This is a genomic window from Priestia sp. D3YE.R1, assembly GCF_049199565.1.
Classification (GTDB): Bacteria; Bacillota; Bacilli; order Bacillales; family Bacillaceae_H; genus Priestia; species Priestia aryabhattai.
The window spans coordinates 128,716-153,840 of the sequence record NZ_JBLTHW010000005.1; the positions used below are offsets into that span (position 1 = coordinate 128,716).

Annotated in this window: 37 protein-coding genes and 1 pseudogene; 18 read left to right on the plus strand and 20 right to left on the minus strand. The window is 31.4% G+C overall.

The window, feature by feature from the left end; genetic code table 11:
- Positions 1–154 precede the first annotated feature (154 nt).
- The 4 genes from ACOZIR_RS23930 to ACOZIR_RS23945 all read left to right on the plus strand — a co-directional run bounded on the left by ACOZIR_RS23930 (position 155) and on the right by ACOZIR_RS23945 (position 1,890).
- Complete coding sequence (locus ACOZIR_RS23930) at positions 155–439, plus strand: AbrB/MazE/SpoVT family DNA-binding domain-containing protein (RefSeq protein ID WP_310878933.1); 285 nt, start codon at positions 155–157, stop codon at positions 437–439.
- A 131-nt stretch (positions 440–570) separates the two neighbouring features.
- Positions 571–1,014 (plus strand): cyclase family protein, encoded by a 444-nt coding sequence (locus tag ACOZIR_RS23935; RefSeq protein WP_421535937.1) that lies wholly within the window; start codon positions 571–573, stop codon positions 1,012–1,014.
- Positions 935–1,285 (plus strand): cyclase family protein, encoded by a 351-nt coding sequence (locus ACOZIR_RS23940; RefSeq protein WP_310878932.1) that lies wholly within the window; start codon positions 935–937, stop codon positions 1,283–1,285. Before ACOZIR_RS23935 ends, ACOZIR_RS23940 begins: the two co-directional genes overlap by 80 nt.
- Before the next feature lie 254 nt (positions 1,286–1,539).
- Positions 1,540–1,890: a DoxX family protein gene (locus tag ACOZIR_RS23945; RefSeq protein ID WP_310878931.1), complete on the plus strand. Its 351-nt coding sequence runs from the start codon at positions 1,540–1,542 to the stop codon at positions 1,888–1,890.
- A gap of 368 nt (positions 1,891–2,258) precedes the next feature.
- On the opposite strand, the gene ACOZIR_RS23950 is transcribed toward ACOZIR_RS23945, so the two are convergent.
- Positions 2,259–2,894, minus strand: a complete 636-nt coding sequence (locus tag ACOZIR_RS23950; protein ID WP_421535938.1) for a class I SAM-dependent methyltransferase — start codon at positions 2,892–2,894, stop codon at positions 2,259–2,261.
- A 108-nt stretch (positions 2,895–3,002) separates the two neighbouring features.
- Between ACOZIR_RS23950 and yeiL the strand changes: the two genes are divergently transcribed.
- Together yeiL and ACOZIR_RS23960 are read left to right on the plus strand one after the other, a co-directional pair.
- Positions 3,003–3,665, plus strand: a complete 663-nt coding sequence (gene yeiL, locus ACOZIR_RS23955) for a transcriptional regulator YeiL (protein WP_421535939.1) — start codon at positions 3,003–3,005, stop codon at positions 3,663–3,665.
- 162 nt (positions 3,666–3,827) lie between these two features.
- On the plus strand, positions 3,828–4,256 hold the full coding sequence (locus tag ACOZIR_RS23960) for a hypothetical protein (RefSeq protein ID WP_421535940.1): 429 nt from the start codon (positions 3,828–3,830) through the stop codon (positions 4,254–4,256).
- Between the two features lie 95 nt (positions 4,257–4,351).
- On the opposite strand, the gene ACOZIR_RS23965 is transcribed toward ACOZIR_RS23960, so the two are convergent.
- The 4 genes from ACOZIR_RS23965 to ACOZIR_RS23980 all read right to left on the minus strand — a co-directional run bounded on the left by ACOZIR_RS23965 (position 4,352) and on the right by ACOZIR_RS23980 (position 6,608).
- Positions 4,352–4,897, minus strand: a complete 546-nt coding sequence (locus ACOZIR_RS23965) for a DUF4241 domain-containing protein (RefSeq protein WP_421535941.1) — start codon at positions 4,895–4,897, stop codon at positions 4,352–4,354.
- Positions 4,898–5,041: 144 nt separating this feature from the next.
- A complete protein-coding gene (locus tag ACOZIR_RS23970) occupies positions 5,042–5,638 on the minus strand; it encodes a hypothetical protein (protein ID WP_421535942.1) in 597 nt (198 codons plus the stop codon).
- A gap of 123 nt (positions 5,639–5,761) precedes the next feature.
- On the minus strand, positions 5,762–6,088 hold the full coding sequence (locus ACOZIR_RS23975; protein WP_421535943.1) for a DUF6678 family protein: 327 nt from the start codon (positions 6,086–6,088) through the stop codon (positions 5,762–5,764).
- 37 nt (positions 6,089–6,125) lie between these two features.
- Entirely contained in the window at positions 6,126–6,608 is a 483-nt protein-coding gene (locus ACOZIR_RS23980; RefSeq protein WP_421535944.1) for a hypothetical protein, read from the minus strand.
- Between the two features lie 423 nt (positions 6,609–7,031).
- On the opposite strand from ACOZIR_RS23980, the gene ACOZIR_RS23985 reads away from it, so the two are divergent.
- Positions 7,032–7,448 carry a hypothetical protein gene (locus ACOZIR_RS23985; RefSeq protein WP_421535945.1) on the plus strand — a complete coding sequence of 139 codons (417 nt, stop codon included), beginning with the start codon at positions 7,032–7,034 and terminating at the stop codon, positions 7,446–7,448.
- Positions 7,449–7,791: 343 nt separating this feature from the next.
- Here the strand turns inward: ACOZIR_RS23985 and ACOZIR_RS23990 are convergent, their stop codons facing one another.
- The 7 genes from ACOZIR_RS23990 to ACOZIR_RS24020 form a co-directional block, all read right to left on the minus strand.
- Positions 7,792–8,076, minus strand: coding sequence for a hypothetical protein (locus tag ACOZIR_RS23990; protein WP_421535946.1), 285 nt, complete (start codon positions 8,074–8,076; stop codon positions 7,792–7,794).
- Positions 8,077–8,272: 196 nt separating this feature from the next.
- Positions 8,273–8,443: a hypothetical protein gene (locus tag ACOZIR_RS23995; protein ID WP_421535947.1), complete on the minus strand. Its 171-nt coding sequence runs from the start codon at positions 8,441–8,443 to the stop codon at positions 8,273–8,275.
- Positions 8,444–8,875: 432 nt separating this feature from the next.
- Entirely contained in the window at positions 8,876–9,058 is a 183-nt protein-coding gene (locus ACOZIR_RS24000; protein WP_421535948.1) for a hypothetical protein, read from the minus strand.
- Between the two features lie 163 nt (positions 9,059–9,221).
- Positions 9,222–9,767 carry an SMI1/KNR4 family protein gene (locus ACOZIR_RS24005; protein WP_421535949.1) on the minus strand — a complete coding sequence of 182 codons (546 nt, stop codon included), beginning with the start codon at positions 9,765–9,767 and terminating at the stop codon, positions 9,222–9,224.
- An 18-nt stretch (positions 9,768–9,785) separates the two neighbouring features.
- Positions 9,786–10,310 (minus strand): DUF2695 domain-containing protein, encoded by a 525-nt coding sequence (locus ACOZIR_RS24010; RefSeq protein WP_421535950.1) that lies wholly within the window; start codon positions 10,308–10,310, stop codon positions 9,786–9,788.
- 16 nt (positions 10,311–10,326) lie between these two features.
- A complete protein-coding gene (locus ACOZIR_RS24015; RefSeq protein ID WP_421535951.1) occupies positions 10,327–10,713 on the minus strand; it encodes a DUF7668 domain-containing protein in 387 nt (128 codons plus the stop codon).
- A gap of 156 nt (positions 10,714–10,869) precedes the next feature.
- On the minus strand, positions 10,870–11,091 hold the full coding sequence (locus ACOZIR_RS24020; RefSeq protein WP_421535952.1) for a hypothetical protein: 222 nt from the start codon (positions 11,089–11,091) through the stop codon (positions 10,870–10,872).
- A gap of 456 nt (positions 11,092–11,547) precedes the next feature.
- Between ACOZIR_RS24020 and ACOZIR_RS24025 the strand changes: the two genes are divergently transcribed.
- From ACOZIR_RS24025 to ACOZIR_RS24035, 3 genes are all read left to right on the plus strand, one after another.
- On the plus strand, positions 11,548–12,654 hold the full coding sequence (locus tag ACOZIR_RS24025) for a tetratricopeptide repeat protein (RefSeq protein ID WP_421535953.1): 1,107 nt from the start codon (positions 11,548–11,550) through the stop codon (positions 12,652–12,654).
- Between the two features lie 78 nt (positions 12,655–12,732).
- On the plus strand, positions 12,733–13,404 hold the full coding sequence (locus ACOZIR_RS24030; protein WP_421535954.1) for a hypothetical protein: 672 nt from the start codon (positions 12,733–12,735) through the stop codon (positions 13,402–13,404).
- A gap of 17 nt (positions 13,405–13,421) precedes the next feature.
- On the plus strand, positions 13,422–13,784 hold the full coding sequence (locus tag ACOZIR_RS24035) for a hypothetical protein (RefSeq protein ID WP_421535955.1): 363 nt from the start codon (positions 13,422–13,424) through the stop codon (positions 13,782–13,784).
- A gap of 133 nt (positions 13,785–13,917) precedes the next feature.
- Here ACOZIR_RS24035 and ACOZIR_RS24040 read toward each other — a convergent pair whose 3' ends face one another.
- From ACOZIR_RS24040 to ACOZIR_RS24060, 5 genes are all read right to left on the minus strand, one after another.
- Positions 13,918–14,433, minus strand: coding sequence for a DUF4241 domain-containing protein (locus tag ACOZIR_RS24040; protein ID WP_421535956.1), 516 nt, complete (start codon positions 14,431–14,433; stop codon positions 13,918–13,920).
- Between the two features lie 149 nt (positions 14,434–14,582).
- On the minus strand, positions 14,583–14,993 hold the full coding sequence (locus tag ACOZIR_RS24045; RefSeq protein ID WP_421535957.1) for a GNAT family N-acetyltransferase: 411 nt from the start codon (positions 14,991–14,993) through the stop codon (positions 14,583–14,585).
- Positions 14,990–15,511, minus strand: a complete 522-nt coding sequence (locus ACOZIR_RS24050) for a GrpB family protein (RefSeq protein WP_421535958.1) — start codon at positions 15,509–15,511, stop codon at positions 14,990–14,992. The genes ACOZIR_RS24045 and ACOZIR_RS24050 overlap by 4 nt, the downstream gene beginning before the upstream one ends.
- 35 nt (positions 15,512–15,546) lie before the next feature.
- Complete coding sequence (locus ACOZIR_RS24055) at positions 15,547–15,963, minus strand: hypothetical protein (protein WP_421535959.1); 417 nt, start codon at positions 15,961–15,963, stop codon at positions 15,547–15,549.
- Between the two features lie 178 nt (positions 15,964–16,141).
- The gene (locus ACOZIR_RS24060) at positions 16,142–16,696 is read right to left on the minus strand and encodes an adenylyl-sulfate kinase (RefSeq protein WP_421535960.1); all 555 of its coding nucleotides are present in this window, start codon (positions 16,694–16,696) and stop codon (positions 16,142–16,144) included.
- 188 nt (positions 16,697–16,884) lie between these two features.
- On the opposite strand from ACOZIR_RS24060, the gene ACOZIR_RS24065 reads away from it, so the two are divergent.
- On the plus strand, positions 16,885–17,343 hold the full coding sequence (locus tag ACOZIR_RS24065; RefSeq protein ID WP_421535961.1) for a hypothetical protein: 459 nt from the start codon (positions 16,885–16,887) through the stop codon (positions 17,341–17,343).
- Positions 17,344–17,438: 95 nt separating this feature from the next.
- Here the strand turns inward: ACOZIR_RS24065 and ACOZIR_RS24070 are convergent, their stop codons facing one another.
- Entirely contained in the window at positions 17,439–17,879 is a 441-nt protein-coding gene (locus ACOZIR_RS24070; RefSeq protein ID WP_325077376.1) for a DUF3888 domain-containing protein, read from the minus strand.
- A 293-nt stretch (positions 17,880–18,172) separates the two neighbouring features.
- Here ACOZIR_RS24070 and ACOZIR_RS24075 point away from each other — a divergent pair.
- Positions 18,173–18,586: pseudogene (locus ACOZIR_RS24075) on the plus strand (hypothetical protein); the annotation flags it as partial.
- 713 nt (positions 18,587–19,299) lie between these two features.
- On the opposite strand, the gene ACOZIR_RS24080 reads toward ACOZIR_RS24075, so the two are convergent.
- Positions 19,300–19,971, minus strand: coding sequence for a hypothetical protein (locus ACOZIR_RS24080; protein WP_421535962.1), 672 nt, complete (start codon positions 19,969–19,971; stop codon positions 19,300–19,302).
- 210 nt (positions 19,972–20,181) lie between these two features.
- Between ACOZIR_RS24080 and ACOZIR_RS24085 the strand changes: the two genes are divergently transcribed.
- From ACOZIR_RS24085 to ACOZIR_RS24110, 6 genes are all read left to right on the plus strand, one after another.
- The gene (locus ACOZIR_RS24085; protein ID WP_421535963.1) at positions 20,182–20,658 is read left to right on the plus strand and encodes a hypothetical protein; all 477 of its coding nucleotides are present in this window, start codon (positions 20,182–20,184) and stop codon (positions 20,656–20,658) included.
- Between the two features lie 73 nt (positions 20,659–20,731).
- Positions 20,732–21,313, plus strand: a complete 582-nt coding sequence (locus ACOZIR_RS24090; protein ID WP_421535964.1) for a hypothetical protein — start codon at positions 20,732–20,734, stop codon at positions 21,311–21,313.
- Positions 21,314–21,372: 59 nt separating this feature from the next.
- Positions 21,373–21,906: a hypothetical protein gene (locus ACOZIR_RS24095; RefSeq protein ID WP_421535965.1), complete on the plus strand. Its 534-nt coding sequence runs from the start codon at positions 21,373–21,375 to the stop codon at positions 21,904–21,906.
- A 91-nt stretch (positions 21,907–21,997) separates the two neighbouring features.
- Positions 21,998–22,915, plus strand: a complete 918-nt coding sequence (locus tag ACOZIR_RS24100; protein WP_421535966.1) for a DUF4240 domain-containing protein — start codon at positions 21,998–22,000, stop codon at positions 22,913–22,915.
- A gap of 569 nt (positions 22,916–23,484) precedes the next feature.
- Positions 23,485–24,078 carry a hypothetical protein gene (locus ACOZIR_RS24105; RefSeq protein ID WP_421535967.1) on the plus strand — a complete coding sequence of 198 codons (594 nt, stop codon included), beginning with the start codon at positions 23,485–23,487 and terminating at the stop codon, positions 24,076–24,078.
- Between the two features lie 17 nt (positions 24,079–24,095).
- A complete protein-coding gene (locus ACOZIR_RS24110) occupies positions 24,096–24,650 on the plus strand; it encodes an SF0329 family protein (protein ID WP_421535968.1) in 555 nt (184 codons plus the stop codon).
- 256 nt (positions 24,651–24,906) lie between these two features.
- Here the strand turns inward: ACOZIR_RS24110 and ACOZIR_RS24115 are convergent, their stop codons facing one another.
- Positions 24,907–25,101: an AbrB/MazE/SpoVT family DNA-binding domain-containing protein gene (locus tag ACOZIR_RS24115; protein WP_421535969.1), complete on the minus strand. Its 195-nt coding sequence runs from the start codon at positions 25,099–25,101 to the stop codon at positions 24,907–24,909.
- Between the last annotated feature and the right edge of the window lie 24 nt (positions 25,102–25,125).

The window sequence follows — 25,125 nt, forward strand, 5'->3', positions numbered from 1 at the left end:
ATTAAAATAAAAGGATAATAAGGTAATATAATACATTTTTGTGTTAGGAATTACTCCAGTAAAAAATTCTCTTATGGAGATAATTTGTCACCAAAATACAATTAATTAATAACCATTATTAAATTGAAAGATCATTTAAATTAGGAGTGAGAAAATGAAAAAAATAGGGCTGATTAAGGGTTTAGGCAAATTTGGACGTGTCACATTCCCTAGTGAACTACGACGAACCTTAGGGATAAAAGGCAGTGAGAGTTATGTGGAGATGTCTATAGAAAATGACTTAATAATTATCGAAAAATGTGGTGAAAGTAAACCCTGTGCTATCACTGGTAAGGTAAGTGATAAAAATAAAGTGTATATAGGTAATATCGTGCTAAGCTCAGAAGGAGAAAAGATTTTATTACAACAATTAATTGATATAGAAAAACAGATTGAATGACCATTCTTTCATTTTCACCTTCTAGGAGCTACATTCCTTTCAAAATATATTGGATCGGCTCTTACGTTGCAATGCCACTTGCTGCTGTGATGCGTCCCCTATCTTGCTCGGAGTGAAGAACCTACCTAACCTTGTCGTATCTATTTGGAGCGTCGGCATACGTTTTACTTACCGATATGGTGTGTGATGAAGATACGATATCAAACGGATCTGCCATTCGAGATGGCATTATAACTTTTAAAGGGCTTCCTGCCCCAATCATTTGTGATGATTTAAGCCGGGAAGAATCTCGAAAACATTACGAAGAAGGTATAGAATTTCAAATTAAAAAAATAGAAATGGTGTCTAATACAGGAACTTATATTGATGTTCCTTTTCATAGGTATGTTAATGGAAAAGATCTATCGGAAACATTAATTGATAAGATGGCTGGTCTAGAAGGAATCATTGTTCATATTGATGAAAACAAAAAAGAGATTGATGAGGATGTCTTTTATGACCTTGCTATGGAAGGAAAAGCTGTTCTTATTCAACACAGGTTGGGATCAATATTGGAATACGAATCAATACTTTGAAAATCATCCGTATTTAATTGAGAAAGCAGCACAATATTTATGGGATAAAAGAGCTTATTTAGTTGGAATTAATTCTGTAAATATAGATGATACGTCAGGTAAAGATCGTCCTGTACATACAACTTTATTGGCGCGAGAAATTCTAATCATTGAACATTTATGCAACTTAAAAGAAATTTCAACTGAAAACTTTTTATTTTATGCTGTTGCTCCAACAATCAAAGGCTTTGGAACTTTTCCAGTTAGAGCCTTTGTAGAAGTCTCTAACTAACTATAGTTATTCGACATAGTGGCATTTATATTATTGTTATATTCACAGGGAAGATCCATAAAATCCTTAATCGGTGCGTCTTGTTTTTGTTTTTTATAATTCCTGTTATGGTAACTAACTTTGTATACAACATATATAATCTCCACTTCATGGCTTTTTATTAAATTAATGATAGAACACCATGCGGGATATATACCCAACTTATTATCCATGAAGATGTTACCCAAAAGGATTTTTAAAAGGAGTAAGTTTAGATGATGATTATTATGCAAGCGATTTTAGCCGTTTTTATTTTAGTGGGAGGTTTCATAAAACTTCTTCGTATACCGTTTCAGGTTGAACATTGGCAGCACTATCAATATCCATTATGGTTAATGTCTGTAATTGGAATTGTGGAACTTATTGGAGCAATAGGAATGATTGGCGGTATTTGGAATCCATACTTGGTTTTTGTATCTGGCGTATTGTTTGTAATTCTCATGATAGGTGCCATACATGCCCATATTTTTCGAGCTCATCAACCTATTAAGATGATTATTCCTGCAACAATCTGCTTGATATTATCTATGATGGTGATTATGTGGAATTTCAAGGTGTTTTTCTAAGCTAATAACTTTAGTCTGGTTAGGAATTTTAGGGACACCTTTATCGACTTTTGCTAGGTATATTCCTAACAAAGTTGTGTCCTTGGGAATCCTTGCCGTTGCAATTATAATTACATTTGGAGCAGCCCTTATAGGACTCTCTTCACTTAGAAAAAACAGAAAATAAAAGAATTTATAGAAGAAACTCGTCAAAAAGAGGCCTTTACTCAATAAGAGTAAAGGTCTCTTCTGAAAAGTTTTTTCTATCATCTAGATAAACATCTCCAATTCAGAATGCACTTTCTCCTTTTTATGGCGTAAATTGATTAAGACGCTGTAAGACATCTATCCAATACAATTTCTCCTTTATACTTTTATCTCTAATAAATTCAATTTAATTTTCCCATATACACTAAACCATTTGAACGATTTCCATTCATAGTTGTATATTCTAATTTCTTGTATTCTAAGGTTTCAAATTGATCTACCCATTCTTTCACACGTTCTTCGCTATGATGACGTAAAATGGCCCCATCTGGTAATTCAAAAACCCCATATGTATGATACTTAGTGACTCCCTTTTCATAACGTAATTTATTTCTTTCATCACTATTCAGTAAAAAGTCATTGATGTAGATAATACCTCCTGGTTTTAGTACTCGTTTAATCTCATTTAAAATAGCATTCTGTTCCTCATCTTTATACACACATGTTAAAACTGCAAAAAGTAAAACAGCATCCAAAGAATTCTTAGAAAAAGGAAGGTTCCCACTTTGAATTACTTGAAAATCGATTTCTGAGTCATGAGACTTAGCTCGTTTAATCATTTCTTCCGAAAAGTCTACACCATGTAAATGGTTATAATCGTAACTTCTTAATTCCAATAAAGTCCGTCCATACCCACAACCATAATCCAATATAGCAGCATTGTGATTAACATGTGTTAGGAATAATTCAGGTTGAAAAGGCGTAGTAAATTCTTTTTTGTTAGCTACTTCATTCCAGTATTCATCTTGTTTGATCATCTTTATGAAACAACTCCCTATTGATTTATCAACTTTGATTGCATCATAGCATGTAAAAACATAAAATAATGTGAGATATCTCATATTTTTATAATAGTAGGAGAAAAAATGAAATTCTTAAACGCCCCTATGCAAAGTTACTATATCGAGAAATACTCTATTCAATCACTTTTTTCTTTTCCAATTACTCCATTTATTCAGGTCTGCGAATTTGAACGTGGTGAATTTATTTATAAGGAAGGTTCCTATCCTCAATATATTTATTATCTTGTTGAAGGTAAGGCAAAACTCTATGTTACACACGAAAATGGGAAAGTGTCCTTGATTAATTTTTTACAAGCTCCGACATTTATGGGAGAAGTGGAACTATTAAACTCACAAAGATATTCTAAAGCTATACAAACTGTTACTAAAACCATTTGTTTGGCTATTCCTATTAATACCTGTAAAAATAAGCTCTTAACAGATGTAACATTTCTCAGATATTTATGCTGTTTTTTAAGTGAGAAAGCAACTAAAATTTCAGCAAAATATACACAAAATCAGGCCTATCCACTTGAGAACCGTCTTGCTGCTTTTATAATGTTGTCGGCTGATGACAACTTTTATAAAGAAAAACATACTGAAGTATGTGAGTATTTAGGTGTATCGTACCGCCATCTTCTCCATGTACTAGCTCAACTATGTAAAAAAAATATTATTGAAAAGCAGTCGCAAGGCTACATCATTAAAGACAGAGGATATCTTGAAAAACTAGCAAAATTAAATTAAAAATACTTATAATAATCTTACTTCAAAATAAAGATAACTAGATATAATCCATACATTTTTAATTAACATAATGTGCGTTCTCGGTAGTAAATAAAAGTAGAGTATTTATTTACTAAAAATGCTATTATATATAAATTAAGAAATTTACTAGGAGATTATATTATGTTTAAAAAAATCATATCAGTGCTGATTTCTTCTCTATGTGGTAGCTTAGTAGTTACTGTAGCAACCTTTGATACTTCATATGAACAAATCACTTTTAATAATTTGATAGCTGGCTTAGTTTTTGGATTAATGTATATTGTTCCAATTGTTACTGTGTTAGGCATACCATCATCTATTTTGATTGATATCTTAATTAAAAATAGAAATAGGAAATATAAAAAATTAATCGAAATAGCACTATACATTATTTTTGGAGTAATAGGTGCAACGATAGTTTCACTTATTATCTCCTTAGATGATGGTACAAACGGCGTAAATTTGTTGGCATTCAAACGTATTTGTATTCTTGCTTTAAGTTGTTCTGTTCCCTTCGGGATTTGCTCAATCTTATGGAATTATAGATTGAAAAAGAGTCCTTCACATTAGATAGACAGCACGTATACTCTATACAAGCGTAATTAACATAATCGCGATTCTAGGCAGCAGTAAGAGACTTCCTTGATTGAAAGTCTCTTACTGCTTCATTCTTCTTCATCTTCTATGTAAAATTCCAATAACACAGCTACAATTTCATTTTGATCATTGTATTGAACAAAAACAGGATAGTATCCATCGCCTATGCCAGACATTGAAACTGTGCCACCGGCTACGATGCCTGCTTCGTCATCAGAAGTAGCGATGATGTCTGAGCACGTGACATAATATTTCATGCCTTCTTCGTCCATATCTATTTCATAAATATTCTTCACTTCATATGAAATAGCTTCATCTCTTCCGAAAACGGATGCATCAAATATACCCGCCATAGCAGAATCAACGCCAATATTTTTACCTGTTTCTATCCATTCTGAACCCAGTTCAAAATCACGGTGACAGACCATTAATTTAGTTATCGTAAAATCTTCAGTGCAGAAGACAGTCGATTCCCATTCTCCACTTTTAGCTGGCTCCAATACCCAAGATAATATGTCACTTTCGTCAAACGCATCTTCTACTGGATAACACGGATCTGAAACAATAAGTTGATTTCCTTTCAATTCGAAAGAACCTAAGATTTTTCCATTCATATTTTTACCCTCATTTATTTATTAGTTTAATTCATCTAATTCAATAAATGAAGATGTATACTCTATACAACCTTAGTTAATATAACAGGTATTATCGGAAATAAAAGAGCGTTAAGTTTATCAAAAAACTTACGCTCTTCTTACTCACAATTTATCAACTAGAGAAACTAAGTTTAGAATAGGCTGTGCCTCTTTCTCTTGTTGATATGGCTCAAAATTTATTTCACCAAGTTTTACACCTACGTCATATTCACCAATTAAACTATCAAGCATAATAAACGCTGCAGCAATAAACTGATCATTTTCTTCGCTATATCCTTTAATGTAAATAACAATATCTAAACAATCCATTTGTTTATCTTCTCTATATGTAAAGAAGATATCTTCTGTATTTAAAACAATATCTTCAAAATAAATTTCTTGTTCACTATTTTGTCTTTGTCTAAATGCTACAACGTTAAATTTCTCGAGGTCGGGAGCTTCCTCTACCAGCTTTATGACAGCAGGAAACGCTGAAACCATTCCTTCTGCACTGATAATAAATTCTCTTTTTCCTTGTTTCATTTCTACACTGAATTCAAAAGTTAACTCTTTATGATACTTGGATAATTGTAAGCCTAATTTGTTAAATAAAAGATCATAGTTATTTTCGTCTAATTGGAAATAATCTTCGCTATTTTTCTCAAACCAAGACCAAAATTCTTTTTCAGTGATTTTTCTCTTAAATAAATTCTTTAACATAAGACCTCCAGGGGGTTCTATATACATTTTTAATTAAAGTATATATCAAAAGCTTCACAAGAATATATGTATATTTCACATAAAGTTATTTCCTATAATATGGATTAATAGAACCGTTAGCTATTATAAATAATCTATAGGATTGTTATGTTGAACGTATCCATAAACTTTTATAACATTGTCTTTTGTTTCTCCTGGTACGTTAATTGTTCTAAGTGTATTTATCACTTGGTCCTTCTCTTCAAGATTTTCTACCTTTATTTCTAACCATTCAATGTTTTTGTAATTACCTTTGAAATGATAAAACCAGTCTCCATCCCAATCACTTATATACTTAGTTTTGACATCTTTTGTTCTCCAAATTGTATTTATAGAACAATCGTTCATTGCATTTCTAATTTCTTGCCATTTAGTGTTATTCATTACTGATTGATATTCATAAAACCTCATGAAAAAAAGACTCCCTTATTTACAATAATTAGCGAAATCAAAAGTTTTCCTTCCAAAATAGAATATGATCTAGTCCATACTGATCTTCATAAATAAAGATTCCAAAATTCTTTTTATGTCCGAGTAAGGTAAAGAGAAAGAGTGAAGACTCATCTTCAAGATTTAAAAAATCAGCTATTAGATTCAGGTTATTCCAAAAGTCTTCAAATCTTAATTTCAATCGGTAAGAAGGAAGTATTTCCTTCTGATCTAGCAATATATATTCATTTCTATATGCGCCGAATTCTTCTTGTAAAAAGGACATTTCCTCCATAATTCTATTTAGATTATGTCTGAATCGAATCTGTGGCTCTTGATCATTAGAATAAACATTTTGAAACCTCAATTCAATTTCCTTAGATGTAAGAAATTCAAAATCAGTTATAGAAGCACAAATGTGTTTGAATTTTTCTTCCAATTGTTTTTTTAGATTCTTTCTTTTAAGTTCCTCTATTCTTTGTTTACGTGTTTCCTTATTCATTCTCATCAACTCTCTATATAAGATTTTTGTTTAAAATCAATTATAACCTTATCCATACAAATCTAGTTACTATAATGGATTTTATAGGAATAAAAGTATTTTAATGTTTATCTATAAGTGTTTTAATAGAAAAGTAAATATTCCAAAACAAGAAAGTGAGAACAAATGGACTTTATTTTTAATTTTATAGTTGAATTTATTAGAACGATAATTATGGCGTGGCTTGTTTCGTTTGCATTTGAAAAACTGAATGTCTTTCAGTTAGAGAAGAAAACTAAATGGATATTCATACTTACCCTTTCACTCATATTAGGTATTATCTTTGCATTAATTGACTTATCGTTAAATTTACATCCTCTACAAATTTAATGATTCTCTGATGAAAAATTCTATATAATAAAGATTACTCAAGGAGAGGATTGAATGGATAAAGAACTAGAAGAAAAAGTAGTAAGATCCTTCTTTACTAAGAGAATCCAAGATAGAGTGATATTCGAACTTTTCTCTGCAAGGAAAAGAGAAGACGCATTACATCGTCTTAATCATAATTACATAAAAACATTGAGAGAAGAATATATGATTGAGATTCCTAAACCAAATTCTTGTGCCGATGAAATAGCCAAATTATTAAAGCAGCACGGCGCAGGAAAAGAGTGTTATTCAATTTCATGGAACAAAAAAATAGACGGAAAAGAATTACCTTTACTTACAGCTCTTGAAGATGCAGTAGGTTATGGTTTTCCTTCTATTGTGGTTTGTATTCCAAATAAACTAGCATATTTTGAAGCAGAACAAGGAAATGGACCTCCACCAAGATATATTTTAAAAAGAGAAACATAAGATGTATGCTCGATACATTTTATGTTTAAATAATCAAAATTATCGGTACAAGAAAAGCCTTATGATTAAAATATATTTTAATCATAAGGCTTTTCTTCAGGCTTCATTTTAGTAAGATCATATAAAAATACAGTGAAATATGTTGCAATATATATAATTATGATAACCCAAATTTTAAAAGGGTCGATTATAAAGTTAAAAAGGTGAGTTTGAGTAATAAGAAAGTGTATCAACAGAGGAATAAACATACACAACCATATAAAGTTCCTGTCTTTAACAATATTAAAAATAAAAATTATTGAAACCAGAATTGTACAAACTAAATAAACCAAGCACATCCCTCCTAACGACCAAATGTTAGGTCAATAATAGCTACAACTAACATAATAATTAGCATTAATACATTAACTTTAACTAGGAATAAAGCCCACTGCTTGTTTTTCATGGCGAAGTAAAAAACAACCACATAAAACAATACAGAGATTATCCCTCTTATAATAAATTGCGTTCCTAATCCGTAATCTGTGAAGAAAAAGTACAAACTTAGTAGTAAAGAAAGAATAAAAATAGACAAGTATGAGTTATGAATTAACTTTTTTCTTTTTTGTTCATATTCAAATAAATACATATGAATACCTCAACATTGGATTTTATACCATTTTATCAATAATATAACTTCTCATCTTTTTTTCTTACTTAATAAAACAACGATCCATATTAAGGCAATCGTATTGATAAATTCCAATAAAGGGCTAATCCTCGCTAAAAATAAACTAATAACATTCCACAACATTTACTTTTCACAACCTTCTAATACAAGCTCTTTACCAGTTATACCAAATAAAAATCCCAGCTAATATTAAAGGAACACAGGCCATCAATACTCCATAAAAGGAGAACTCGAATTTCTCTGAGTTCCCCATATAAGACCTCACCCCTGCTCTATCTAGGCTGGGCTTTTCAATTTTTGATTCCTTTTTTTCCTTATCAGACATACTAATCGCTCCTCCATCAGATAATAACGGATCTGATAGACGTTTTATACCATATTCAATTTTAAATTAAGCTGCAAAAAAGCTCAGAACACCTATCAATACAAAAAATATGAGAATGGCAGATAAAACAAGTAAAATTATAAAAAGAGGCCTATAATTCTTTCTATTTTGTTGCTTAATTATTTCATTATGTAAATAATCTAATTTTTTTTCAATTTCCTCAAGACGCTTTTCAGTATTAATATTAATCTCCTCCTATAATCTATACGAATAAACTCCATAAAAGTTACATATTTACATAATTTAAACAAATATATTTTAGAAAGTCTATTGCATACGATATACAAAGTTAGTTTTATAATGTTTTTTCTAGGTAGCAAAAAAAGCATCTAATCACAATATTAGGTGCTTTTTTATACTATTTTGAGTCTTTTATTTATCTTGGTTAGCTACTCCATTTTTCTTTTTATCTAAAGCTAGTTTTAAATGAGAAATAAACATTAATAAACCACAGATAATCATTACCCAACGCATAAATCCATGAAAACCGGAATCAAAAATGTTTGCTAAGGCTATTAATAGACCTGCTAATATACCAACAAAATTAAAAAACAAAAAATAACCCCTCCCCCTTATTTTCCTTATAATTACATTTTATCAAAGTTGACGTATTAGTTCAGAATGTATGTCATGTATAATCATAGTTAACGTAATCAATATTATCGGTAAAAAAAGAGAACATGTATATAAGAGGTTCTCTTTAAATTAAAATGTGTGTTTATCTAAATTCAAAATATATTTCATTAGCTATATTATCTTTACCTTCTTGAATGATCTGGACAATAAAATCTTTAAGAGTATCATAGCTCTCTGTTACTTTTTTTGTTTTGCAATCAACTTCTAATACCTTTTCATCCTCATCAATTACATAATAAGTATTTTTCACCAAAGAATCCGCAAAAATGAAATGCTCTTTAGGCGTACGCTTTCTCAAATGTATTTCTTGAATATCCTCTACATCAACAGTGGAGCGTACCTGTTCTTCAATAGTTAGGCCTTTATAACTTTCTAGTTCTTTTCCACCGATTCTTAATAAATCAAATAAGTAACAACCGTTATAGAAAGAAAGAAATTCTCTATATGCTGAAGGAAAGCTATTTTCTACCCTTGACTCAAACTCTTTTATCTCTTCTGTTGTCAAACCAGGATGTAGATACGTATGCCATCTATGTTCAAGCTTCCCATACATTACTGTTTGTGTTCGTAATTTCTTATTATCATCTTGATATATATTTTTGATTTCTTCTTCTATGAATTCATACATTATCATCACCTCTATAATCTAATCAATTACATTCATAAGAACTTCGCAATCACAAAAACCACCTTGATTTTGTAGAGCTTTTACTATTTTTGATTTTTTACTGTGTAAAGTGCTTATATCTAACCACTCTCTGGTATAAATAAGTGTATGATTACAACCGTACACTTCTAATTTTTCTTCTAAGTATATTTCTAATGATTGCAACTGCTCTGGTGTCATATCTAGCTCTTGCCATTTACTTGCATACTCTTTTAATAAAGCTAATCTCTTTAATAACTTTTTATCTTTCTTATCAAGAGATACAGCGTTCTGAAGTGCCATTAAGGCTGCATTGTAATTTAATAGATATTCCTCAGCTTGAGATAACAATTGCCAAGCTAAAGCATCGTTTGAATACTGTTTAACATATTCTTTGAGTCCTTTTCTTGCTGCTAAAAGATGGGGAATTGCTTTTTTGGAGGGAACTCTTCTTTGATAAGATCCTTGCATTGCTAATTTTTGTCCTTTTATTAGTTCATCTTTTAATTCTAATAAACTATCCATTTAAATAGCTCCTTCTTCACATCACATGTATATTGCTAACTCGAATAAACCATTTTCCACGTTTATCTTCATAAATATTACACTGAAGCGTTAAGTCACTACGTTCATTATCGTAATACAGATCAAAGTCCACCATGTACAGCAATTTAGGGAAATCTTTTTTTAAATTGTTCTTTCCTAAGCGAAAATGGGGAACAGTTTGTTTATAAATATAAATAATATCATCTAATCGATAATAGGCTTCTTCTGGAGGAAGCGTCATAACTCCTGGATAGTAATCTAATTCCTCTCTCAAATCTATTATCTCAGTATCATCTTCTAAAGGTAATGACTCTATATTACTTTTGACTAATTCCTCTACTACTCCTTGGACTAACTCTATAATTTTTTTCTCATTCTTCATCAGAAATTTATCCCCTTTTACTGTCTAATATGTATGTATATTATATACGTTCCTAGTTAACATAATGTGCATTCTTGGGACAAAAAATCCTTTAAGGTGATATTTCTCTTAAAGGATTTTTTGCTGTTGTGAAGGTTATAATAGCAAGGTTAATTTTCACACTACTAAAAACACTAAAATACCTGCTACTATGAATACTGCTCCAAAGAAGATACGTTGTCCTTCTTCACTTATAAGATCCCAGGCTATTCTCAATACAGTCATAAAACTCCTTTTGAATTTTCCTCTTATATTTTTAGTGTCTTTTAAAGCGCTTCTTATTCCAGATATCAATAAATACAAACCCAACAAAATAGCTAGTATGGGTAAAAAAATCAACTTAATAACACCTTCTCTTCTCTCAATATGTAAATCTAATTACTATTTTATCAGAAAATGGATTAAAGAAATGTTGTATGTCATATACAAAGTTAGTTAACATAATACCTCTTCCGGAACACACCAAAAAAAGAACCCCTTGAGCCACAAGGAGTTTAGAAAAGGTCACTATTATGAATTATGCAGCTTTTTATACACCCTTGATTTATCAACGTTTGGCCTCGGGCTGAGTGACAAATAGATGAATAAAAAGTGCACCTTTTATACATATGCTTGTATGGTAAAATATAGTCTATATGGAAAGAATATGTTATTATATTTTTGCACATGCATTTTAATAGTGAAAAGCCACCTGTCCTGCAAATACTGGGTGGCTTTTTATTTTGTTTTTTTACATAAAAGGCTTTACTAAGCTTACAGATAAAATTGAGTTTAATGTTTAGAAGGAGTATGAATATGAGCAAGTATGATGAAATAGATTTTGAAAAGGTTTCGCTTCAATTGCAGGAGCAAGTTGAACAGGACCCTCACAACGTAAAGCTAAGAAATGAGCTTGCTATAGTGCTTATGGAGACAAATGAATATGAAGAAGCATTTTTCCAACTACAAACTGCTGCTAAAATTAAACCTTCTGTTCAAACCCTTTATAATTTAGCCTATTTTTATTTTACAGAAGGAAAACCAATTATAGAGGCTACGAGTAATACTAAAGAAACACAAGGTTTTGAAGAAGAGGCAGAAGAAGAATCCATGTCTTATACATGGGAAATGGCAGATAAAGAAGCATTTGATATAGTGGAAGATTTATTGAAAAATAAACCTGAGCATTATTTTATCTATAACTTAATGGGTGAGATGTACATAAAAAAAGATAAGTATGAAGAAGCCATAAATGTATTAAAAGAAGGTATCCACTTAACACCTTCACTAGAAAATCTAAATAATCTTGGGTTATGTTACTACCAAAAAGGAATGTTACCTGAAGCTGCTGAGTGTTTTCATAAAGCGCACCCACTACAATCCTGTAACAACTATAGTTTGTTTCCGTTACTTAGCTATGGAATTTGTCTAGCACAACTAGGAAGGGGATCAGAAGCAAGAGAAGTTGCAAAAGAATTACTTATGTTGAGCGAAAGAGAGGAAGAGGAATTAGAGTCGAGTATAGCAGAGATATATTATATTCTGGGAGATTATGAGGAGTTTATTAACATCTACTCTAAGTTAGATTGGGATTTTTATTCAGAAAAATTTCTTCCGGCTTATTTTTATTCTTTGTGGCAGCTTTCAAAAACAAAAGAAATTGAGGAACTTGCCTTTAAGACTATCCGAAGAAAAGAAAAAGAGATGAAAGAAGTCATTCAAGATCCAGATGAGGAAGAAGATTTTAAAGAAGAATATGAAGAAGTAACAATAGAAGAAATTGCTTTCATTAAAAATGCAATTAAAGAAGTTTATAAAGGAAAAGCCCCTATTATAGATTATAAGCCTGAAGTAGAAACCAGATGTTATTTGTATGGCTGTTTTAGACATACAAATACAAACCCTAACTATTTTTCTATATAAGATGCAGCAAATATTTGAGGTCAAATAAGAAAAATTACTGTTTTTTGCAGGTTCTTTTATATGTGAAGGAGATTTTATATGAGCGAAGTTTGGATTCAAAAAGAACAGTTAAATGCGGAGTTTGATGAAATGGTGGGGCATTATGTTCAATTGGAAGGACCTATTGATTCCGTTTACTTTATATCTGAAACAATGGAAAGGGATGATGATAGGGATGAACAAAGGGATTTTTTACTCGCTTTCTTAATTAAGCAGGATAGGTATCCTTTATATCTTACATTCCTTTGTGATGATATGATGGCAGAGGAGTTTGTAAAGGAATTTAATGAATTAGGTATAGAATATAGGTATGAATTATTAGAGGAAAAACAAGCTTACTATACATTTTTTAAACGGGTTACCTATCACCCTAGATGTTTTACTTTACCAATTAAAGACGCGCGTACATTATCCTTAGCATTAGAACATACCTTTTACCTTGCTAATATGAACGAATTTTACTCAATTTCTTATTCTGAAAATTTAAGTTTTGAGCTAAAGAGAGTTAAGGAATGGGGAAGGTGGAGAAACCTATCTATCCCTATTTTTAAAACAGAAGAAGATACTACGTTCATAACTATTTTTCATGATGGAGCAGGTTTTTTCTTATTTTCAAACGAGGATAGATATTCATCTATACAAAAAGTGTGCTTAACCTTCCCAGAAGGCTCGAAAGTAGTACAAATTAATGATCAACTACTTGATATTTAAGTAAAGGGAAATAGATAATGGGGCGTATTTCTAGATTTGTAAAAAATATATTTTTAAAGGAATATCAAATTTTTGCTGAAGAATTAGGCTTTAACTCTTGGGATGATGTCCTTGATAATACATATGAGATATTCAAAATGCCTCCTGATGCTTCTTACCTTGTTACACAATCTAAAGAAAATAAGTGGATTGTATGGAATGATGAAGGTAGCCTTCCTTATTCATTTTTAGTATTTAGTACATGGTTTGATGCTATTAAGTATCTTAGAAAGATATTTGAAGAAGGTAAGTACGAAGAACACTATTGGAGACCAGAGGGATTTGATCCAGGAGAAAATGTTTTTAAGAATATACCTGACAAAGAAAAAAATAATGAATAATAGAATGTTTATACCTTTAATGTTTTGAAACAAAGTCAAATACACAGTCCGTAAAAGTATACATTTTTAGCTACCATAATGGATTTTCTAGGTAGCAGTAAGAGACTTCCTTTATTGAAAGTCTCTTACTGCTTCATCCTTCTTCATCTTCTATGTAAAATTCCAACAACACAGCTACAATTTCATTTTGATTATTGTATTGAACAAAAACGGGATAGTATCCATCACCTATACCAGACATTGAAACTGTACCACCTGCTACGATGCCAGCTTCGTCATCAGAAGAAGCTATGATGTCTGAGCAAGCAACATAATATCTCATGCCTTCTTCGTCCATTTCTATCTCATAAATATTCTTTACTTCATACGAAATAGCATCATCTCTTCCGAAAATGGATGCATCAAATATACCCGCCACAGCAGAATCAACGCCGATATCTTTACCTGTTTCTATCCATTCTGAACCCAGTTCAACTTCACGGTGACAGGCCATTAATTTAGTTATCGTAAAATCTTCAGTGAAGAAGACAGTCGATTCCCATTCTCCACTTTTAGCTGGCTCTAATACCCAAGATAATATGTCACTTTCGTCAAACGCATCTTCTACTGGATAACATGGATCTGAAACAATAAGTTGATTTCCTTTCACTTCGAAAGAACCTAAGTTTTTTTTATTCATATCTTTACCCCCATTTATTTATTAGTTTAATTCATCTAATTCAATAAATGAAGATGTATACTATGTACAAAATCAGTTAATATAATCACCATTGCTGGCATTAAGTCATCTTAAAGGATTTATCTCAAATCAAGCTCACATAAAAACCGTTCCACTCCAGGATACTTTTCACCCAAGCTAGTTATACGAAAACCAAAGTTAGCATAAAACAATACTGCATCTTTATCGGTCTCAGCCGAAATCGAATTTAGATTATGTTCCTTACAGATAAATCTAATCATGCTACTTCCTATTCCACTTCCTCTTTCTTTTGGCAAAACAGCAATGTGTTTTATTACACCATCGCCAGAATTATGAATTTCAATTCCTATACAACTAATTATTTCTCCATTAATTCCATCACTATATAATTTTTGGTTTGGCGAACAAATGTATTTATTATATTCTTCATCAACCTTCTCTTCTGAAGTCGCATAAGATAACAGCCTTTTTATTGCTGGATCAATCCTAATAGAATTAATTTCTCTCATCCCAATTCCTTTGCCCTTTTTAATATGTTGTCAACGAACTTCTTTTTTTCATTCGTATATGAAATAACATCATTCGGATATTTATCTGCAAGTTTTTCTTTTAGTTTTATATACTCTATCTTTGCATCAAGATCTGATCGTAAATAATCTCTAAAAGAAATTTGATCTATCCATAGACTCTGCTTATATATCATTACATGTAAAAAATGAGTGATTTTCTTTTCTTTGTACTTTGCAAAAACATGTTTACCATCTATACTTACGGGCACTTCAACATACCCAAGTGCCTTTACTTTTTCTTTTAATTCTATAATTACATTCAAAGAGCTAACACCAATTGCAATATCAATAATTGGTTTAGCAAAGAGACCCTCAATAGACGTACTTCCCACATGTTCAATTGCGACAATAAGTTCCTTTAAGTGAGAAGATAACAATTCCCTCTCTTCGTCAAATAACTTACTCCATTTATCATTATAAGGTTCAAGCTTTACTAAACCACGTTCGAGTCCTAACATTATAATTCCCCCTTAGTACCAGAAAGGTAAATTACCTAAACATTTCTACTTAAGACATATCTAGGCGGTGCACCATATCCTTGTTCGGACTCAAAGTATGCAAGTTCCCCTGGGATACAGGAAATGATCGAAGGCATACCAAGACCTACTACATGCTCCAGAGCAGATGATAATGGCATCTCTTTGCCATCTATATCCTCATCCCAAGAAATCACATAACACTGCTTAATAGGTCCATATCTCCTCAATAAGGTTTCTAAATCTTCTTTATTAAAGTTAGCTTTTGGAAGTTCAATTAGGTATTTCTTTCTCAGAGTAGTAGTATAGTTATGACAAAGTCGGCTTAGAGCATCTAAACGCTTCTTTTGAGAAGCCAATTCATGTAGGACTCTTTCTTGTATTCGTTTTTCAAAAAAAGCCTTAACAATTAGCTGTTCTTGTGTTCTGTTCATTTATTTGCCTCCTTGTAGCTACAATTACATAAACTCTTATTTCTTCAGTTAATAGAAAACTCCTATATTGCTAAGCAACTTAATTAACATAAAACTGCTTGTAGAAATCAAAAAGAACAAGTCTAGAATAACAATTTTCTAGACTTGTTCCCTTTACTTGAGTATGTACATATACATATTAATTAATGTTATCAATTATTTGTTGAGCAACTTCTTCGGCAGATTTCCCATTTGTATAAATTACATGTTTAGACAATATTCTGTTTGATTTATGCTTAATAAAGTGTTCATTTAGTTTAAATATACTTTGATCATCTGTAAATTTACTTATTCTTTCTGCTAAAGTATTTACAGATTGATTTATATCTGAACTTGGAAGCAATAGAAAGATATTTTCGTATTTCTCTAGAACAATCTGTGCCTTTTGTAATAAAGATTCATCTTCATAAACAGAATGGCCAGCCCCAAAATCATGTATATAGTTAGGGTAGTCTTCTAATACTCGTTTCACCGCATGAACTTCAAATGGTTTCCAATAGGTATATACACCTTGAAAACCATCTTTTTGTCGTATTCTCTCTTGTTGCTCTTTACTAAATCCTATTTCTTTATAATAGTCAAAACGTACATCATCAATTGAGCATTGATGAATATCTAGCTTATTAGATATTATTTCTGCCACAGTTGTTTTTCCTGAGCAAATAGGTCCGATTAGTATAACAGTTTTTTTCAAAACGATCCCTCCCTTTGTATAGAAAGTCATATAAATATTCCTCCCTGATATGACTTTCTATAACTCATAAAACAAATCCTTTTTAACTAACATTTGTTACAAGTAATTCAAAAGCACAATAAAAATCACGTATATTAGCTCTAATTGGAAGAATAATACTCTTATCTTTTAGTTTGGAGGAATCTATAATGAAGAAAGCACATATCTTACTTGTTGGTAGTTGTTTATGTTCCATCATTTTTGGTTCTGTTAATACTTACGCTTATACACCAGAAAAGTTTCCTACGTCTCAATCATCAAACCACTGGAAAGTAAAAATAGACAAACCCGATGTTAACAATTTGAAGGGTAATGATGAGTTTGATACCTATAGTATCGATGTGAGAAACTTAGGTGCACAGGTTTATGATGCTACAGTAGAAATCTATAGGGATGAGCCAAATACAAATACTAAAGCTGAATTAATCACATATAAAATACCTGATTCACAGAATTTCTTCCATCATCAAAATCAACCTATTTCGGTTGACTCAAAAAAGATTGAAGTAGTTGTAACTTGGAAAGAGGAACCCTTTAGAGTTATGAAGGACGGAAAGAAATATCCTGCACGAAAGTTTAAACAAGCATTTTTATTTCCACAAAATTAAACTTAAAAGCCCTCTTTGTTTAAAAGAAGGCTTTTCTTTATTTACTCTTTATTTAAGGCATTATCATTTGAGGAAAGAAAATATGTATAGAAACTTCAATCTCTTAGATGCAGTGGGATACTGTATGATTTTAAATGCTTAAACTCAATAAGTTTTATACTATCTTTCTCTGATAAAGAAGGACTTATTTGAAATGTGAAACGATCCTTTCCGACAGAGTTATGAGCCCCAATTGATGGTTGTGTTTCAATAGTAATTAAAAAATCAAATCCACGAAATCCATTTATTCTCTTTACTTTCACCACATTCATATCATAGGGGTAAACAGCAACTCGTTGTTTTAACTTCTTAAAATAATATTGATTAGCTATTTCTTCAGTTTTTTCGTTTAATATAACCATTAACATATCATTGTACATTAAGGCTCTTGAATCCTTAGCTGTATCGGTGTTCTGTGAGATAGCATAAGACATTGTTTCCAACCCAGTATTGAGCAAAGAGATCAAACAAATAGATATCATCAATCTTTTCAACATAAATTTCTCCTGATGTTTTAATTTTTCTTAGTGTTTCTTTGCTGATGTAATCTATACAGTATCAAATTATAAACAAAGGTATATTTTTATTAATCTTTAAAGTATATAATGCAGTATATCGTTTATTTCTGATTTAACTTGTGGAGGGAATTGTGTATAAAGTCAAATGTATTCCAGTTTTTATGTTTATTATTTTGTTCCTGCAAGGTTGCGAAGACTCATTAAATAAAAAAAGTAGTTATGAACAAGAGGAAACTACCTTAATAGAAGATATAGAGAAAGAGGAAGAGGCCATGACAACCGTCTATGATAAAGCTAAATGGCATTATGAAGGAGATTTCCCGAGTAACTTAAGTGAAAAACAGGCATTCGTTCATACTGGAATGTATCTCGGTTGGATTATTGAAGAGAACCTATATAGCAAAGAATTTGAAGAAGAAGCTGCGCAAGAAATTATAAAGTTTAAACAAAAGAACATGACCGGAACTGAAATATACATGGAATGGGATGGCGTCTTTGCCAGCGATATGCTGAATGCGGAAGGAAGGGCCTTTACAAAAGATTACTTTGATTTCGATAAAGGAACTTATTTAGATGATTATGAAGCTATACTTCCTCATATAAAATCCCTTTATGAGGTAGAAGATACGTGGAATAATTATGAGACTATTAATACAAAGATTAATGAGCGCTTTGATACTTGGAAGCATACAAACGAAGAAAATAAAGGTGATAAGTTATTTACGGTTGATTCATATATGGGTTCATTAAAGAAAACACTTGAACAAAATGAAGATAAGTTAATTAACAATATCGAAAAAGTACATACTTTTCATTATTATAAGGGCATTGATTTACTGGACTTTGAAATCTTCATTCAGCCATTTGATTTGTCTATTATGATGTTTTCTATGGATAATGAAGCGAACGAAGTTTTCTATGAAGGAAACGATCGTGCCATTTTTTCAGGTAGTTATGAGCTACTTGAAGAGTTTGAATACTATGAGCTAGCCGACGAGCATTCAGATGAGTTTTGGGATTTTTATGAACAAAATGAAGAAGAAATATCTGCTGCTGAGAAAGAATTGATTTCAAACTGGTTTATGTCTTGTTGGAATAAAGCTGGCGATAATGGGATAAAGTTGCCTGTTTATCTAGACTTTCACGATGATATAGAATCTTTTGATTTAAAGAAGAAAAAATGGATCGATAGTGAAGACAAATGGTCTGACGAAAATAGTAACTAGATTCATTGTACACGTGAAAAGAAGCCAAACAATCGTAGTGGCTTCTTTTTAATATCCATAATCACATTCTAAAAAATGAAAAATTATATGTTCGTAAAATTATACATTTCAGTTACCATAATATTTTTTATCAATAGAAGTTCAAAAAGCCCTTACAAGGACTTTTGTAGTTATTATGTACCTTGTACCTCTGTTTTGAGGGTTAAACATTCCTTACAAAAATAAAAATAGATAATCATTTCTCCCAAGAAAAGGTCCACCACGGATACAAGTTCTACTTCAAAATCATGAGTGATACTGGAAACATATTGCATGTCATGGTTACAGGTTGGACAGCTTATATCATTTGGCTTTTCAGCGTATAGAGGCGCTCCCAACACTCTACATATATACTCCTGACCAAATAAGTCAAATGCATCATAGTAGGTGTCTTCATTGACTGGTATATCTTCTTCTAACATATTGATAAGTTTGAATTTCGTATAAGGAAGAGGAACAGGTATTTTATCTTCTTCGTCTTGAATCCATTTTTCCTTATCATTTTGGCTTAAAATAGTAACATTTTTTGTTGTAGGATTTAATTGAAATAGTTGAGGATCCCATAAAGTAGAACAATTTAAGCACGATATTAAAGGTAATTCTTCTAGTTTAGAAGTTCTTAGTTCACTTAATCTATCATCCCTTAGATCAAAACATAAAATCTGATGTAAATCTTCGCCACATAACTGACATTTTGGTACATTCCATTCTTGTCCTCCAAAACGATGATTATAAACATCACTACCTTCAATAGCTCTAAAGCCTTTATGACCCTTCCAATGCTGTCCATAAGGTTCATTTATCATGATAAGTCCTCACTTTTATATAATTGGTAACTTTATTATAACCCAACATGAATTATGTTTAATAAGTTCTATAAGATATAGATTTTCACTTAGGTCGGGCAAGTGGGTACTCTAACGAGCGCTACCTGCCCGACTATATTATAAATTTATACACCATTCACAACTTAGAATATATAATTAAGTTAATTATTGTATGAGGGAGTTACTATTATGAAGAAGTACAAGCAAATGTTAGTGGGGTTTAATAATAAAGATTTAAATTGTTATGCTAGCCGGGGAGATTGGCTTTATCTTGCTAATAAAAAAGATACAAAAAAGGGGCTTTTTCGTTTACCAAATTATCTTTATTTCTTCGTTTCTTTAAATAGTAAACGTATGCCTTCGGAATTTGGAGTTGTAAAAACCATTGAAGGATATGTTACAGCAAAAGACCTTGCTAGGCTTGATTATGAAAGCAGGAAAATAGATGTTTCACTCATAAATGAGGAAGTTTTAAAAGAATATGAAGAATTTCTCGAAAAGATAAATGCTACACCAGAGCATACTCCTATGGGGGCCACATGGTTAGAAACGCTATTTCCTACAAAAACAAAAAAATTGAGAGTACATAAAAAATTCTTTACTGGCATGTCTAAAGAGGAGAAAAAATCTGTATTTGAATTTGATATTAAAAATATATCTGAATAAAACAAGCTCTAAATTCTATAGTCAGTATTTGTTCCATTGAAATAATTGATTTTAGTTGAAAGGTGGGGCTGTCTTGGATCATTTTTTTGTTAACTTAATCCCAAATGGATTTTATGATTATGAAGAGAATGAGGCACTTCCAGCACATGAGTTAATTCTTCGCCCACTACTCTTGTGTGCCAAAGAGTGCTATGTGTATGGTCTCAAAAAAGATACAGAATTATTTCAACAGTGTACTGATATACTTTCTTTTACTCGTAACAAATACCAACTAGATTTTAAAAAGGAAGTCATCAAAGGATATGAACAACTTTGGAATGCAACAGGATGGCAGAGAGGTTCTATCTTAATCTTTTTAGAGCCAGAAGAGATTAAGAAGCTAAATATTTTCACTTCCTGTTATGATCCTGGTATTTTGGAAAATCCCAATTCAGGAGAAAGTGCTGCAGCTATTAGATTTTGTAAAGATATAGTTACTAAAGAAAAGCTAATTGGTCTTTGCTTTTCAGCCTCTAACGGTATTGAATACATGAAGGTTTATGCGGAGAACGATACATTAAAAGAATTATATGAATGTGCGTTAGTACAGGCACTGTCTTCAAGCTCAGATTCTATATATATATACCCAAAAAAACGTAGAAAATTACCTAGATAGTAAGTATCGATCATTAGGTTTTATTATTTAGACAGTATTTATGGAAAGGAAGAAACGTAATGAATATCTTTGATTGCTTAGATGGACTACAAGCAGAATTGTTTGAGAAATCATATGAAGAAATGGAAGCTAAGTATTATGAATTATGCTCTACTAACGTGGAAAGTAACGAAGCAGAACGGATTCACAATATAAATCTAGATACTTTTCAAATGAAAGTAAAGATTAGCCTTGAAGAAGCTGTGCGTATAGTAAATGAACAGTCTGCAAAAGCCATTTATTTTGAATATGATATGGATAATAATTGGGAAAGTACATTTTTTATTTGCGGTGGATATAGTAGTCTCTTTGAAGAAGATGATGACTGGGCCAGTGATTGGATAGACCAAATTGAAGGGCCTAGTAACAAAGAGTTTGCTCAAGTTTATAAAGAGAACGGCTTTGAGGCTACAGAAAAGGCAAAGGCTATAACACTATTTTTAATTGTAAGAACGCTTGTGGCTTTTGGAACAGTTGCAAAAAGCATGAAACTGAATGTCCCACTATGCATAGGATTTCATGATCAAGATCCGATAATGAGAATTAAAGAATAACTACTTATAACACATTTTGTATGTCATACAGAATGATTGACAGGTACCTTCTACTAATAACTAAATTATTAATTGAAAGGAATTGCATATAGTGAATTCAAAAAAGTCAGTACAAGTAGGCGATATTTTTGCTACACCGTTACCAATGAATAAGTATGGTGCAGTTAAAGTAATGGATATCATTGATCGCTCTTATCTTCTTGGTATTACAAGTTATATAGATGAACAGATTCCAACAATAGAATCTAAAGGAATTCATCAAATTTTAATTACGGAATCTATAGCAGATGGACTAGAAAAGCCTTTATTTGAATGGGTAGATGGAAAGTTACCTAAAGAGTTAATTTTTATCGGGAATATCCCTCTAACTACAGATGAAATAGAGATTGAGTCTAATATATACGCTGGAAAATGGTCAAAAGAATGTGGGATAGATGTTTATTATAAATGGCGAGAAGAAACTGATCCCCAAGGGTTTAAACTTGAGATGCAGAAGAAAATAGAGGAAGCCGATGCCTACGCTCGTAGAAATAAGATTGTAAAACCAAAGAAAATGATGAATGACCAAGTCTTTTGGGACATTATTTCTTTATTAGACTGGAGTAAGGAAGATGAAGAGGCTATTGTAGAGGCTGCTATCAAGGAACTTTCTACTTTCACTGCATGGAAAATAAGACATTTTGAAGAGACTCTATCTTATAAGCTTTTCTTATTAGATACAGAAGAACATGCAAAAGAAATGGGAGAATACTGCTTTTCAGAACAAAATCAAGCATTCTCACCTGACCTCTTTTTATATGCCAGATGTGCAGTAGTCGCTCGTGGACAAAAAGTGTTTGAGGACATCTTATCTAACCCTAAAAAAATGCTTAAAAATACTGAATTTGAAATCTTGTTGTCTCTTTCATCAGAGGCTTACTATTTGAAAAAGGAGAAAGAACTCGAATACATAAGTGGATATAGTTATGAGACGTTTTCAAATAGAGAAGGTTGGCCAGAAGAGCTTTAACAGTAAAAATGTGCTTTTTTGTAAATATTATAAACTGCATCGCCCCCAAAAGTAGACATTTTTAGTTACCATAATGACGATTATAAAAAGCAAATAGTATCGTAAACCTAATTTTAAGTTAAAAACTTCAAAAACATCTTTAAACTTAACTAGAAAAAATGTAAGATATAAATTATTAAGTAAATATATTAATATTATTCCAGTTATTATTAATATCTTACATATTCATTAAGAGGAATGATACATATGAATTCAGACAAAGAAGTAGAAATTCTAGAACTTTTACTATCGTTTGGGAGCTTAGCAGCTGTCCTAAATATTTGGGTATTATTGAAACATTACCATGTACCAATGAGGGGATTACCTTTCTTTACGATAAATAAATAGTTAAGGCTTAAACCTTTGGGAATGAATGCTCTCAAAGGTTTTTTAATTTCCTTATATCATAAGTTGATATAAAACGCATTCCAGGAACATTCATCAAAGCTAATTTTATTTACCCATTATGATGATCCCATAATGGATATTTGATGAGATTAAAATTAATTATTTCAAAAAGAGGAATATTCGTGAAACGTAATCAATTGTTATTTTTATCATTAATAAGTAGTTTACTAGTTATTTTAACGTCTTTTTTTCAATGGGATTTAGTTGCTCTTATAACGGAATTTTTAATGCTGCCCATTTGGCTAGGTGTATATGCATCTTTTATCTTTGTAACTGGGTGGACACTGGTTCATCTTTTTAAATATAAGTATTGGCAACCTTTGCTTATCCAGCTTATAGCTATTTTAATATGGTTTTTCTTTCCGTTTAATCAAGTTAATTTAGATATGAACTTCAAAGTCCATCAGGATAAAAGAGAAGAGGTTGCAACTAAGGTAGAGAATGGCATCATAAAACCTAATGTATCTGATAATCCATCACTTATTCACTTATCTAAGGAATATAATCGGTTGTCTAAAGGTGGTGGAGACGTTGTGCTAGAAGGAAAAGGAAAGGCAAAATCAATCCTTTTCTTTACATATCGTGGGATGCTAGACAACTTTTCGGGATTTGTATATGACCCAAACGACCGGAGACCTCTAAAAAACGACTTCGATGGAGATTTTAAACAAATAGAAAAGGTACATAAAAACTGGTATTATGTATCTTCTTATTAAAGAAAAGGGTTATAAGCATGAAGTGGAAAAAGGTAAAAAGAAATATTGAAGATTTAATTTGCGATAAATTAAAAGATAGATTGAGTATTCATTTGACCCATTATAATGTTAATTTTGGGGAGCAAAAACGCATTTGGGTTACGTTAGACAAACAAGAAATTTTTAATGCTTCTTCAGCTCACTATGTAATGGAGCATGATAAGCTCTGGATAGAGATAAAGAGGAAAACAGATAAACCTTTTCCAGATTGTTTATATGAGTGTTTTCCAGAGTTTGTTGGAAAAGTAGATGATGGAGAATACTCTACTACCATCTTAGAATACAAAGGTATTTTTAATGTTGATCTTGTTTATGATGCTTTTATTCAGTATCCTCACTTCTCAATTGAAAAGGCATTAAATTCTAAGGATAATATAATTCAGGCTCTTTCATTATTAGATAAAAGGCTAGGTAAAAGAAAGCTGGAGGCAATAGGTTCCAACCTTATTGTGCATCCTTTAATTAGGAAGTTTTATGAATTAAGGTGTGAAGTCGAAGGGATTACGCCGTACAAAAGTCCATTAGATACATAGAAAATTAAAAAGGCCTTCTTACAGCCTTCTTTGGTAATATTCAAGTATACCGTCCGTAAAAGTATACCTTTACGAACAAGAATGAAATTCAATTAGCAAACGCTTTTTAGTGTTCGAAAACGTATAAAAACACTATACGAACACCTTTATACTGACACACCACTTTTACGAACGTCTTTAGATATGTCATCTCATATATAGGTGGTTTTGAGTTGAGGAATACATATACAATGCAAGCATGGTATTTCTCATGTATCTATGGTATACCTGGTGCTCTAAGGAGATAATTTTTTGAATTGTAAGGCTTATACTTTTGCAAAATAATTTGATTATCGTCTACAAAAATTTCTACAGAATCTTTTTCCTGGATAGAAAGAACTTTTCTTAATTCTTTTGGAATAACGCCACGACCTAACTCACCTATATTTCTTACAATACCTGTACTCTTCATCGTCCATCTTCCTTCCTCTTTATT

Excerpts from the sequence above, each read along its gene's own strand:
- ACOZIR_RS24085 (WP_421535963.1), top strand. The coding sequence starts at position 20,182 with ATGAAGAAGTACAAGCAAATGTTAGTGGGGTTTAATAATAAAGATTTA.
- ACOZIR_RS23985 (WP_421535945.1), top strand. The coding sequence starts at position 7,032 with ATGGATAAAGAACTAGAAGAAAAAGTAGTAAGATCCTTCTTTACTAAG.
- yeiL (WP_421535939.1), top strand. The coding sequence starts at position 3,003 with ATGAAATTCTTAAACGCCCCTATGCAAAGTTACTATATCGAGAAATAC.
- ACOZIR_RS24080 (WP_421535962.1), bottom strand. The coding sequence starts at position 19,971 with ATGATAAATGAACCTTATGGACAGCATTGGAAGGGTCATAAAGGCTTT.
- ACOZIR_RS24015 (WP_421535951.1), bottom strand. The coding sequence starts at position 10,713 with ATGAAGAATGAGAAAAAAATTATAGAGTTAGTCCAAGGAGTAGTAGAG.
- ACOZIR_RS24050 (WP_421535958.1), bottom strand. The coding sequence starts at position 15,511 with ATGTTAGGACTCGAACGTGGTTTAGTAAAGCTTGAACCTTATAATGAT.
- ACOZIR_RS24030 (WP_421535954.1), top strand. The coding sequence starts at position 12,733 with ATGAGCGAAGTTTGGATTCAAAAAGAACAGTTAAATGCGGAGTTTGAT.
- ACOZIR_RS24005 (WP_421535949.1), bottom strand. The coding sequence starts at position 9,767 with ATGTATGAATTCATAGAAGAAGAAATCAAAAATATATATCAAGATGAT.
- ACOZIR_RS23990 (WP_421535946.1), bottom strand. The coding sequence starts at position 8,076 with ATGTATTTATTTGAATATGAACAAAAAAGAAAAAAGTTAATTCATAAC.
- ACOZIR_RS24065 (WP_421535961.1), top strand. The coding sequence starts at position 16,885 with ATGAAGAAAGCACATATCTTACTTGTTGGTAGTTGTTTATGTTCCATC.
- ACOZIR_RS23950 (WP_421535938.1), bottom strand. The coding sequence starts at position 2,894 with ATGATCAAACAAGATGAATACTGGAATGAAGTAGCTAACAAAAAAGAA.
- ACOZIR_RS23940 (WP_310878932.1), top strand. The coding sequence starts at position 935 with ATGACCTTGCTATGGAAGGAAAAGCTGTTCTTATTCAACACAGGTTGG.
- ACOZIR_RS24115 (WP_421535969.1), bottom strand. The coding sequence starts at position 25,101 with ATGAAGAGTACAGGTATTGTAAGAAATATAGGTGAGTTAGGTCGTGGC.
- ACOZIR_RS24110 (WP_421535968.1), top strand. The coding sequence starts at position 24,096 with ATGAAGTGGAAAAAGGTAAAAAGAAATATTGAAGATTTAATTTGCGAT.
- ACOZIR_RS23965 (WP_421535941.1), bottom strand. The coding sequence starts at position 4,897 with ATGAATGGAAAAATCTTAGGTTCTTTCGAATTGAAAGGAAATCAACTT.
- ACOZIR_RS24045 (WP_421535957.1), bottom strand. The coding sequence starts at position 14,993 with ATGAGAGAAATTAATTCTATTAGGATTGATCCAGCAATAAAAAGGCTG.
- ACOZIR_RS23960 (WP_421535940.1), top strand. The coding sequence starts at position 3,828 with ATGTTTAAAAAAATCATATCAGTGCTGATTTCTTCTCTATGTGGTAGC.
- ACOZIR_RS24035 (WP_421535955.1), top strand. The coding sequence starts at position 13,422 with ATGGGGCGTATTTCTAGATTTGTAAAAAATATATTTTTAAAGGAATAT.
- ACOZIR_RS24025 (WP_421535953.1), top strand. The coding sequence starts at position 11,548 with ATGAGCAAGTATGATGAAATAGATTTTGAAAAGGTTTCGCTTCAATTG.
- ACOZIR_RS23970 (WP_421535942.1), bottom strand. The coding sequence starts at position 5,638 with ATGTTAAAGAATTTATTTAAGAGAAAAATCACTGAAAAAGAATTTTGG.
- ACOZIR_RS23945 (WP_310878931.1), top strand. The coding sequence starts at position 1,540 with ATGATGATTATTATGCAAGCGATTTTAGCCGTTTTTATTTTAGTGGGA.
- ACOZIR_RS23980 (WP_421535944.1), bottom strand. The coding sequence starts at position 6,608 with ATGAATAAGGAAACACGTAAACAAAGAATAGAGGAACTTAAAAGAAAG.
- ACOZIR_RS23995 (WP_421535947.1), bottom strand. The coding sequence starts at position 8,443 with ATGTCTGATAAGGAAAAAAAGGAATCAAAAATTGAAAAGCCCAGCCTA.
- ACOZIR_RS23975 (WP_421535943.1), bottom strand. The coding sequence starts at position 6,088 with ATGAGGTTTTATGAATATCAATCAGTAATGAATAACACTAAATGGCAA.
- ACOZIR_RS24055 (WP_421535959.1), bottom strand. The coding sequence starts at position 15,963 with ATGAACAGAACACAAGAACAGCTAATTGTTAAGGCTTTTTTTGAAAAA.
- ACOZIR_RS24095 (WP_421535965.1), top strand. The coding sequence starts at position 21,373 with ATGAATATCTTTGATTGCTTAGATGGACTACAAGCAGAATTGTTTGAG.
- ACOZIR_RS24010 (WP_421535950.1), bottom strand. The coding sequence starts at position 10,310 with ATGGATAGTTTATTAGAATTAAAAGATGAACTAATAAAAGGACAAAAA.
- ACOZIR_RS24070 (WP_325077376.1), bottom strand. The coding sequence starts at position 17,879 with ATGTTGAAAAGATTGATGATATCTATTTGTTTGATCTCTTTGCTCAAT.
- ACOZIR_RS23930 (WP_310878933.1), top strand. The coding sequence starts at position 155 with ATGAAAAAAATAGGGCTGATTAAGGGTTTAGGCAAATTTGGACGTGTC.